Raw genomic sequence first — 10,517 nt, forward strand, 5'->3', positions numbered from 1 at the left:
CGTCAGCGCAGGCCGACGCGCAATCCGAGCACCTGCCGCGCAATCGCGAGATACCGGTCGGCCGTATCCTGCAGCGTGAGCCCGTTGAGCGGCCGCACCGCGCGCGGCTGCTGCAACGCCTCGGCGAGCGCGCGGCCGTAGACTTCGGCATCGGTCGTATCGACGAGCCGCACGCTCGGAAAGCTGCCCGCAAAGCTGAACGCCGGAATCGCATTGGCGACGACCGGAATCCCCGACGCCAACGCCTCCAGAAAACCGATGCTGTGCGCCTCGAAGCTCGACGGCATCGCAAACGCACTCGACGCGCACAGGATCTCGGCGACGTTCGAGCGCGGCCCGGCCACCTCGACGCGCGAGCCGATCCCCAGCTCGTTGACGAGCGCAACGACCTCCGCGTGATAGGCGACGTCCTCGATCACGCCGCACAGCAGGAGTCGCGCCTCGGGCTCGAACTCGAGCACGCGCTTGAACGCGCGCACGGTGTCGAGATGATTCTTTTCGCGGATATAGCGGCCGATCTGCACGATACGCTTGCTGTCGTTGGCGGGATTGCGAGCCGGCATGCGACCCATGACCGTCGCAAAGGACGACGTGTCGACGCCATTCGGCACGACGACGAGCGACGGATGGTCCCCAATCTCCTTCATGTAGTCGTCGACGTTCTTCTGCGACACGCCGATCACCACCTTCGCGCGCGACGACAGCAGCCGCTCGGCGCGCTGCAATACGTTGGAGTCCTTGAAGTCGTTCACGCCCGAGTGCATGACCCAGACGATCGGCACGGAAAGCGGCAGCGCGCGCACATAGAGGGCCGGAATGGTGGCGTGCGCGAAGATGATGTCCGGCTTGAACTGGCGAATCGCGCGATAGAGAAACAGCAGCCGGCCGATACGCGCGTAGGTCCGGGTGGGAAAGAGGCACGTCACGCCCTGCGCGGCGAGCTCGCGGCTCACCGGCTCGAAGTCGCTGTGTTGCGGAAGCAGCGACGCCAGACAGACGCTGTGACCGCTTCGCTGATGGCCAATCGCGATCCCCTTGGCCAGCATTTCCGCGCCGGACAGCCGCGGCGCAAGAACGAGTTGCAGAATTCGCATTGTGAGTCCCCGGGCCTTCCCACTCCTTTAAGTCAAGCATGTGCAATGCCAGTGCGAACCCGTCCGCTCGCACGGCGCGCCGGTTGTGCAAGTACGCCACCCTGCTGCCAGCGTCAGCAGGCCCTCTAAGGTAACGCCACCTGCATAAAAGACGCCCGCCATCTGATAGTACAAATCAGCCGCGCGTCGATGGCGTTTCGCGCCAGTCATCACTATCTCGCGGAAACAGCACTATTTGGGTTGCCGTGTTGTAAGAACGTGTACGGAAACGCTGTTATTCCGGAGAGCACCCAACGCTGCGCTGCGGCATGGCCGCGCTTTTGCGACAATGGCGAACTTCGTTTCCGCTTCATTCCCGTTCTGGCCTACTCAACGCGGCGTTCGCCAGCCGCTTTTTGCGCATGCCTCATATCGATCTGATGTATTCGGCCTCTGGCCTCGGCGTCGGCTTTCTGGTCGGCCTGACCGGCGTCGGCGGCGGTTCGCTGATGACGCCGCTGCTCGTGCTGCTGTTCGGCGTGCATCCGGCCACCGCGGTCGGCACCGACCTGCTGTACGCGGCCGCGACCAAGGCCACCGGCACGCTCGTGCACGGCCTCAAGGGCTCGGTGGACTGGCAGGTGACGGGACGCCTCGCCGCCGGCAGCGTGCCGGCCGCCGTCGTCACGCTATGGTTGCTGCACCGCTACGGCATGAACTCGCACGCCGCGACGACGCTGATTCAGACCGTGCTCGGCGTCGCGTTGCTGATCACGTCGGTTGCGCTCATCTTCCGGCCGCAACTGGCCGCGTTCGCCGCGCGCCACAAGAGCGCGCCCGCGCCGCTGCGCACGGCCCTTCTCACGGCGCTGACGGGCGCCGTGCTCGGCGTGCTCGTGTCGCTGACGTCGGTCGGTGCGGGGGCAATCGGCGTGACCGTGCTGCTGCTGCTCTATCCGACGCTGCCGACCTCGCGCATCGTCGGCTCCGACATCGCGCACGCGGTGCCGCTCACGCTGATCGCCGGGATGGGGCATTGGCTGCTGGGGTCGGTCGACTGGTCGATGCTGCTGTCGCTGCTGGTCGGCTCGCTGCCGGGGATTGCGATCGGCAGCCATCTGTCGGCGCGCGCGCCCGATGCGCTGCTGCGCAATCTGCTCGCGGCGACGTTGACGTTGATCGGCGTGAGGTTGGTGATCGGCTGACATGCCGGCGGGCGGGCCAGTGGCCCGCCGCGCGTCTGCGATTACGCGCCGACGCGAAGGCCGGCGCTTGCGGCATCAGAACTTGTGCCGAATCCCCACCACGGCAAGATCCTGCGAGTTGCTTCCCGAATTCACCCCATAGTCGCCGATCGACGCCAGCGCGCCGATCACCTGACCCGTCGCGCTCAACGTGCTGCCGCTCGCCTTCTGATAGCCGAGCAACGCATAGAGATCGGTGCGCTTCGAGAGCGCGTAGTCGGCGCCGAGGTTGACCTGGTTGTAGTGAGCCGATGCCGGCCCGGTCAGCGACGTGTAGTTGTAGCCGACGCCCGCGCGCAAAGCCGGGCTCGCCTGATAGTTGAAGAACACCGAGCCGTTGTTGAACTTCGCCGTCTGCCGGAAGAGCGATGACGAATCGCTGCCGTACTGCGTGTTCGAATACGCGAGACCGGCGGTCACCGGACCGATCGCGTACTGCGCGCCGACGCGCACGATCTGAATCGAATCCGCACTCGCGAAGCCCTGGTTGATCACCGTGTTGAAGAGACTGTCGGAGCTGCTCGTCCAGGTGCGCACGCCGTTCGTGGTGCTGTTGCCGCCGTTCGCGTAGAAGTACCCGGCGGCCAACGCGAGCGGCCCGTTCGCGTAGGCCGCGCCGAAGCTATACGTGCGCCCTGCTCCGTTCGCGCCCGCCACGCCGCCGAGGCCGTAAAGCGCTTCGACCTGGAAGCCCGCCCAGTTCGGACTCACGTACTTGATCGAGTTGCTCACGCGCAGGCTGTTGTCGTAGTTGTCGAGGTCGCCCGGCGTGCCGAACACGCCGCCGAAGTAGTTGTCTTCGGTGAGCGCCTGAACCTGGTCGACGAGCGGATCGTATTGGCGGCCCAGCGTAAGCGTGCCCCACGCGTTGCCGGTCAGCCCAACCACCGCCTTGCGGCCAAACTCGCGGCTGCCCTGCTTGAGCGTGCCGGTGTCCACGCTGAAGCCGTTCTCGAGCTGAAACAGCGCGGCGAGCCCGCCGCCCAAGTCCTCGGTGCCCTTCAAGCCCCAGCGGCTGCCGGACACGTTGCCGCTCGACGCCTGCACGAGCGTCGACTGATTCTTGCCGTTCGCGCCTTGCGCGTTGTGCACGTAGGCGATGCCGGTGTCGACGATGCCGTACAGCGTGACGCTGCTCGACGAGACGCTGCTTTGGGCGTGGGCGCCGGCCGATAAAAGGAGGCCGGCAGGGATGGCGAGGAGTGAAAGGCGCTTCATTGTTGGCATTCCCGTTGTGTTGTCTTGTTGTTCGAAAAACGGGTTGAACGATACGGGATGCGGCGCCGCCTGGAGAACGAAGCAATTCTGCGATGCTTATGAGGCGACACAAGCGTTGACAGGCGCATCGCCCCGTGGCGATGCGCCTGTCAATGTGCCTGCTATAGCGGCTAAAAAGAAGGTGAAGCTAGCGCCTCATCGAGCCATAGGCGGCCGCTGCAGCATCAACACGCGCTTCATCGCGGCACGATTCGCCATCACGCCGTCATAGAACGTCCCGAGGTCCGCCTTGAGCGCATCGCGCGACGGATCGTCGAGATAGATCATGTGCCCCGACGGGTAGCGCTTGGTCGTGATGTTCGCTTGCAGCGACGGGTCCACCGGCATGCTCGCGAGCGTCAGCGCGGTCTGGAAGAACGGCGTCACCGCATCGAAGTAGCCGTTCGCCGACAGCACCTTCAAGTCCGGGTTCAGCGTCATCGTCGCGGCCAGATCGCCCGCCGTATAGAGCGTGTTCCCACCGCCCTTCGCGGCGCCGGTCGGATCGACGTGACTGAAGTCCCAGTTGTTGAAGACCTGGTCGTTCAAGTCGACGAACGCGGAGGTCGACGTGTACTTCAAGTCGTTGTTCAGGTAGTTGTTCCATTCGACCGTGTAGACACCCGCCACGTTGGTGATCGACGGATCGTTGCTGCCCGAGTCCGGCAGGATGAACGGACCGATGCCGGTGTTGATCGACGTCGCGCGGCCGTCGTACTGTCCGATCGCGGTGCCGGGCACCAGAAGCGAGAAGAACGACTGGTTGGCGTTCGGGTCGAGCGCCGCCGGATTGCCCTGGCTCTGGATCAGCATGATCGGATCGATGCCGAGGTACTGCTGCATCTGCTGCGCCACGGGCAGCGTCATGTTCAAGCGCACGTTGACCATCCCGCCGTCCTGCGGATTCGGCGCCTGCGCAAGCGGCATCAGCGTACTCGTCGCGTAGTTCATCACGGTCTGCATGTACGCGTCGAGGTTGGCGGGCGGCGGCGTGACGCTCGTGCGCTTGAAGTAGTACGCATCGGCCGCGAGCGTCGGGAACAGGCCCACCGCGCTTTCCGCGTTCGCGTAGTCGAGAATCGACGACTGCAACGTGATCCCGTTCAGCTCGATGCCGTCTTCATGCAACACCCACGACACCACCGCGCTGCGCGCCGTGCCGTACGACTCGCCATACAGAAACTTCGGCGAATTCCAGCGATTGTTCATCGTCAGATAGCGCTGGATGAAGCGGTCGATCTCGCGTGCGTCGGGGTCCACGCCCCAGAAGTCCTTGTTCTTCGACGGAGCGATCGCCGCCGAATAGCCGGTGCCCACCGGGTTGATGAAGACGAGGTCGGAGCGGTCGAGCAGGCTGTCCGGATTGTCGAGCAGCTGATACGGCGCGGGCGGCGTGAAGTTCGGGAACGACGACTGAATCCGCTTCGGGCCGAACGAGCCGAGCAGCAGGTACACCGCGGACGAGCCCGGCCCGCCGTTATAGAAAAACGTGACGGGGCGCGGCTTCGATGGGTCGGGGTTGTCTTGCGTGTAGGCGACGTAGAACACCTTCGCGTTCGGCTGCGACGTGCTCGCATCGATCGTCACGAGGTGGCCCGCCGTGGCCGTGTAGGCGATGGTCTTGCCGTTGACCGTGACCTGGTGATGCGTGACGGCGGCGCTTTCGGTCGCATCGCTCACGGCATCGTTCGGACCGGAACCGTAGATGTCGTTGTCGACGAGCGGCTTGTCCGGCGGCGGTGCAGAGGTCGAGGGGCTCGCCGACGCCGTGTTGGCGGTCGCGCCGCCCGCCCCCGACGACGAACCGCCGCCGCAACCCGCGAGCAGCGCCGCGGAAACCGCCGCGGCTGCAAGCGGCGCCCATAGTCTTCCGTAAAACAGCGAATCGCTACTCGAGAACCTCGATTTCGTCATGATTATTATCGCCTTTTTATTAACAGAATGATCAATGCCACCGCCTGAAACGGGTAGTTCCGAGCGATTTCCACACCAGGGCTGCGCCATCATGTTTCGATTAGCGTTACCCGAGCATTCCGGTCTCCACGCGATGAATTTCGAGCGGTTTTATATCGGATTAATTTTCAGGACAATAGAATTTAAACGGAACAGTCTGATTCCGAAAAATCTCCGAATGATTGACAGCTGAAAAACAGAACGACTTGTCGATCAGGCTGCGTAGGGGCGAGCGTGGGCCTGCGCCGAAACGCAACCATCGCGCATACAGCACCGCCCGCCACTGCGGCTATTCAATAGCCGGAGGCAGGCAGCAATGCCGATTACGCATTTTCACAAATGAAATTGAGGGGCTTGCAATAGAGCAATAATCAAATTCCCTCAAACGAAAGGAAGGAATTTGAAAGATTGCCATTGAATTATGCCGAATCGCTAAACCCGATTTATTGTCTCCGATTAACGATATCGGCGAATATTAGAATTAGCGAATTCACCCGTAAAGTAACAAATTGTTACCCGAAGGGAACGAGCTTATTTGAAAAGACGACAGACAAGGTCGGCTTCGAATTGATGAATCCATTGACCCGGAGGGTCCGCGTGGTAGGACTGTGCCCAGCATCCGCGCCGGATCGTCACGAGCCGTTCGCTGTGGCCGTCGGTCATGTCTTCCGTAGTGGAGACGTCGAAGTGCATCGGTGCGAAGCCGCGTCTCGCGCAGACGAGCTCGAATGCAGCACGCTCGTCGAGCGGCAGCTCGGTATAGGTTTGCAGGTCCATGTTCTTTACCCCCAAAGCAAAAGCGCTTTCTTGTATCCCGCAGGTTTCGTGCCCCGCGTATCTCATTGCTCAGGACGCCGATCCCGCATGCGTCACCTGACGCGCTACCGCAAGATAGCGTTCGGCCGAATCCTGCAACGTAAGTCCCGTCAGCGTGCGTTCGGCGCGGCGCTGGCCGAGCGCCGTCATGAGCGCGCTTGCGTAAGCCATCGTGTCGTCGGTGTCGAGCAGTTGCACGTTCGGAAAGTCCTTCGCGAACGCAAACGGCGTGATCGCGCTGCCGACCACCGGAATCCCCGAGGCCAGCGCTTCGAGAAACGCAATGCTGTGCCCTTCCGAGCGCGAAGGCATCGCGAAGACGCTCGCGTCGAACAGCGCCTTCGACACATCGGAGCGCGGCCCGTCGACAGCGACGCGATCCGCGAGCCCGAGCTTGTTGACGAGGTCGATCACCGCCGCGTAGTACGCAGGATCTTCGATCACGCCGATCATCATGAGCCGGGCGTCGCTCACTTCGCGCACGACTTGGCCGAACGCATGCACCGTCTGCAGCTGATTCTTGACCGACGTATAGCGGCCGATCTGCACGATCTGCGGTGCGCGGATCACGTCGTTGCCGTTCGCCTGATCCGCGAAACGCGCCATGTCGACGCCGTTAGGAATCACCGTCATCAGCGGATGCGGGCCGACCGCGGCGATGTAGTCCTCGACGTTCGCCTGCGAGACGCCGATCACCGCACGCGCGCGCGGCGACAAAATGCGTTCGACGCTACGGAACAAGTGGCGCTCGAAATCGTTGGTCGCCGAATGCATCACGTAGACGATCGGCGCGCCGAGCGGCAAGGCGCGCGCGTAGAACGCCGGGATGGTCGCGTGAGCGAAGATCACGTCGGGCTTCTCGTGGCGAATCACGTGATACAGATGCCAAAGCCGGCCGAGCATTCCATGCTCTTTGCGCGGAAAGCGGCACTGCACGTCGTTCTCCTCGAGATCGGCGCGCAGCGACTTGAAATCGTTGTGCTCGGGCGCGAGCGCGGTGACGCAGATAGGGTGGCCCTGCCGCCGCTGATGGATGGCAAGGTCTTTCGCGAGCACCTCGGCGCCAGACAAACGCGGCGCGAGGACGAGGTGAAGAATCCGCATCAAGACACCCTGACCGTCCGATAGAGCATCCATAGAGCAGCCGTGCCGAGGCCGGCCGTCATTCCCCACGCGATACCCGTTACGCCCCAGTAGTGCGTGGCGGGCGGCACCACGGCGAACAGCACGATCATCTGCATCACCGATGCCTGCGTCGCCGCGCGTGCATCGCCGACCGCGCGCAGGTACGACACGAGCACGGCGATCAGCGCACCGATCGCCATATTGATGACGAAGATCTTGAAGAGCGGCACCGCCGACATCCACGCGGCCCCGAGCACGAGCGAGAAGAGCGGCGCCGCGAGCAGGCGCAGCGCGATCACGATCACCACGAGGCCGGCCGCGGCGACCAGCAGATAGAGCTTGAACACGCGCGCGGCCGCATGCTTATCGTGGCGATGCTGCGCCGAGAACGTCGGAAACAGATATTGCGACATCGCGATGGCCGCGTCGGCGAGCAGCATTTGCGCGAGCCGCGACGACATCTGATAGGCGCCGAGCTGAGCCGGCCCGAGCAGCTTGCCGACGACGATCTTGTCGAACTGATTGAGGACCAGGTTCACGACGCTGCTCGCCCAGATCCAGCGGCTAAAGCCAATGTAGTGACCGATGCCCGACCACGAGATCTTGAGCGGCGGGCGCGGCTGCATCGTGGCCCACGTGAGCGTGCTCTTGAGCGTCTCGCCGGCCATCATGCCGAGCAGCACCGAATACGCGCCGGCCCCCGAGAGCGCGAGCACGAGCCCGATGCTGCAATCGGCGAACGCCGCCGATATCTCGACGCCCGCGATGTGCTGAAAGCGCCGCTCGCGCTGCACGACGAAATAAGTCGGCGACGCGATGCCGCGAATGAGCGGCAGCGCGGCGGCCAGTTGCAGCAGCAAGAGCGAGCCGCCCAGATGGAACTGGCTTTGCATCAGCGGCGCCAAGGCGACGAGCAGCAGCCCGACGAACACGCCGCGCGCGGCGAGCGTCGTCCAGACGGCGCTGAGCTCGGAGCGCGTCGGCGTTTCGTGGCCTTGAATGACCGCTTGGGCAAGCCCGGTATCGGACAACGATTCGGCGATCGCGACCGCCAGCAGCGCGACGCTCACGCTGCCGATCGCCGCCGGGCCGAGAATCCGGCCAATGGCGAGAAACTTGACGGCTACGAGGCCGCGCACGATCACCTGCTGCAGCAGCACCCAGGTGGCCGCGCTAGCGCCGAAGCCCGCCTGCATCGAAAATGCCGGAAGCCTCACAGATCTCACTCTGTCCCCCGTTGCACATTCACATCTAGTGAATTATTGAACATACGAAAAAACCTGCCGGACGCCGGCCCTGCGCGAGTCGCGCGATAAATGCGTCCTTACGTCTCTCCGCTCGGCAATGATTGCAAAAGTAACGCGTTCGCCGCAGCTTTGAGCGCCATCAGGTAGGCGATTTCCGCACACCTGTTTGCGAGCGCACTGTCTTTTTTCGCCAGGAAAACGGCGAATTTGGCGGTTCGATCAGCGCTCGGGATGTTAGGGTCTGTCTATGCGCAAAACGTGCATGCACGTTTCGTGCATCGACTCTTGCGGATTGACCCACGCCTGGCGCGTTGCACTGCAACGTTACGCGCCGTCCGGCATTCACGTTGAAACATTTTGTATGGGGCCAGCTACGTGCTTTGCACCGGCACTGGCCAACACACTCGATGGCTCATACGACAAAACCCTCGACGTCACGCGAATTCGTGCTGATTGTCGAACCCAACTTCACCGGCCACCGTTGGCGCTACGCCGAATGGGCCGCGGACGCCTACACCGAAGCCGGCCACCCCTGCATCATCGTCACGGAATCGAGCAACGAAGACCATCGTCTCGCTCGCAAGATTCTTGCCGCGAACCGGCCCGACCTCGAAATCGCGTTCATCGACCCGCCCGATCGCGAGCGCGGACTCGGGCGCGTGCTCGAGCGCTTCAGCTACGTGCGCTATCACCGCTATTTCGAGCACGCGTACCGGATCTTGAAGCGCATCCATCCGCTTGCGCTCGTCGTCGTGCCTTACGTCGACTACTTTTTTTACGCGCTGCCGTTCCTCGGCTCGCCGTTTGGCAAGACGCCGTGGGTCGGCATCACGATGCGCGCGACGTTCCACCACCGCAAGGTCGGCGTGAAGGCGCCCGACAGGCCGCTCGTCAACGCGGTCAAGGCGCGGCTCTTCAAGCGCGCGGTGAAATCGGCGGGCATGCGCACGCTGCTCTCGATCGATCCGACCTTGCTCGAATGGTGCGGACACCGTACGAAGCCCAAGCACGGCGCCGCGATCGAGTACCTCGCCGACCCGTTCCCCGATGCGACCGCCGAAGACCCGCAAGTGGCCCGCGAGCGCCTCGGGCTCGTTCCGGGACACTACTTGCTGGTGTACGGCGCGATCACCGACCGCAAGGGCATACGCGAGCTTGTCGAGGCGTTGATGGCGATGGACGATCCGCCCACCCTGATCGTCGCCGGCGAGCAGGACATGGAAATTCGCGAGTTTCTTCAGGAGAACGCGCCGCGTATGAGCCCGACGCCGCTGATGCTCGACTCGTTCATCAGCAATGAAACGGAGTTCGATCTGTTTTCGGCATGCGACGCGGTGTGGCTCGGCTACAAGGGTCACTACGGCATGAGCGGCGTGCTCGTGCAGGCTTATCGTTTCGGCAAGCCGGTGATCGCAACGGCCGAGGGGCTGATCGGCTGGTTCTGCCAGACCGGCGAGCTAGGGCCCGTCGTGCAGAACCTCGCGCCGGATACGATCGCGTTTGCGGTCGAGGAAGTGATGTTCTCGCGGCATCATGGGCGTAATCCGGGGCATTCTGAGCGCGAGCATTTGCTCGAACGTAATACGCTTTCGCAGTTCAAGTTGACGTTGCAGGAGGCGGTTGGGTGGGGGCGGTGAGACTTAAGCGTTCGCTTGGGCTTTCGTGAAAACTTTGAATTCGCGGTGGGTCGTATATTTGCCTGCGGCGCGTTGTTGTTGTTCGCTTGAGTTTTGGTGAAAACTTTGATTTCGCGCCGGTCCGTATAGTCCGTCCCTCCCCGGGACCGGGGTCACTTTGGTCCT

The 10,517-nt window shown here is 63.2% G+C and carries 8 protein-coding genes; 2 read left to right on the top strand and 6 right to left on the bottom strand.

Annotation, left to right across the window (positions count from 1 at the left end):
* Positions 1-2: 2 nt before the first annotated feature.
* Positions 3-1,094 carry a glycosyltransferase family 4 protein gene (locus tag AAHK20_RS31545; protein WP_449185435.1) on the bottom strand — a complete coding sequence of 364 codons (1,092 nt, stop codon included), beginning with the start codon at positions 1,092-1,094 and terminating at the stop codon, positions 3-5.
* Between the two features lie 395 nt (positions 1,095-1,489).
* On the opposite strand from AAHK20_RS31545, the gene AAHK20_RS31550 reads away from it, so the two are divergent.
* The gene (locus tag AAHK20_RS31550; RefSeq protein WP_449185436.1) at positions 1,490-2,278 is read left to right on the top strand and encodes a sulfite exporter TauE/SafE family protein; all 789 of its coding nucleotides are present in this window, start codon (positions 1,490-1,492) and stop codon (positions 2,276-2,278) included.
* Between the two features lie 75 nt (positions 2,279-2,353).
* Here AAHK20_RS31550 and AAHK20_RS31555 read toward each other — a convergent pair whose 3' ends face one another.
* From AAHK20_RS31555 to AAHK20_RS31575, 5 genes are all read right to left on the bottom strand, one after another.
* The gene (locus AAHK20_RS31555) at positions 2,354-3,544 is read right to left on the bottom strand and encodes a porin (protein WP_498063351.1); all 1,191 of its coding nucleotides are present in this window, start codon (positions 3,542-3,544) and stop codon (positions 2,354-2,356) included.
* Between the two features lie 186 nt (positions 3,545-3,730).
* Positions 3,731-5,488 carry a S10 family peptidase gene (locus AAHK20_RS31560; protein ID WP_449185438.1) on the bottom strand — a complete coding sequence of 586 codons (1,758 nt, stop codon included), beginning with the start codon at positions 5,486-5,488 and terminating at the stop codon, positions 3,731-3,733.
* A 570-nt stretch (positions 5,489-6,058) separates the two neighbouring features.
* Positions 6,059-6,304 carry a hypothetical protein gene (locus tag AAHK20_RS31565; protein WP_449185439.1) on the bottom strand — a complete coding sequence of 82 codons (246 nt, stop codon included), beginning with the start codon at positions 6,302-6,304 and terminating at the stop codon, positions 6,059-6,061.
* 69 nt (positions 6,305-6,373) lie between these two features.
* Entirely contained in the window at positions 6,374-7,447 is a 1,074-nt protein-coding gene (locus AAHK20_RS31570) for a glycosyltransferase family 4 protein (protein WP_449185440.1), read from the bottom strand.
* Complete coding sequence (locus AAHK20_RS31575) at positions 7,447-8,694, bottom strand: oligosaccharide flippase family protein (RefSeq protein WP_449185441.1); 1,248 nt, start codon at positions 8,692-8,694, stop codon at positions 7,447-7,449. The genes AAHK20_RS31570 and AAHK20_RS31575 overlap by 1 nt, the downstream gene beginning before the upstream one ends.
* 428 nt (positions 8,695-9,122) lie before the next feature.
* Here AAHK20_RS31575 and AAHK20_RS31580 point away from each other — a divergent pair, with 428 nt between their 5' ends.
* Positions 9,123-10,352, top strand: a complete 1,230-nt coding sequence (locus tag AAHK20_RS31580; protein ID WP_449185442.1) for a glycosyltransferase — start codon at positions 9,123-9,125, stop codon at positions 10,350-10,352.
* Positions 10,353-10,517: the final 165 nt, after the last annotated feature.

This window comes from Trinickia camelliae (assembly GCF_053525655.1).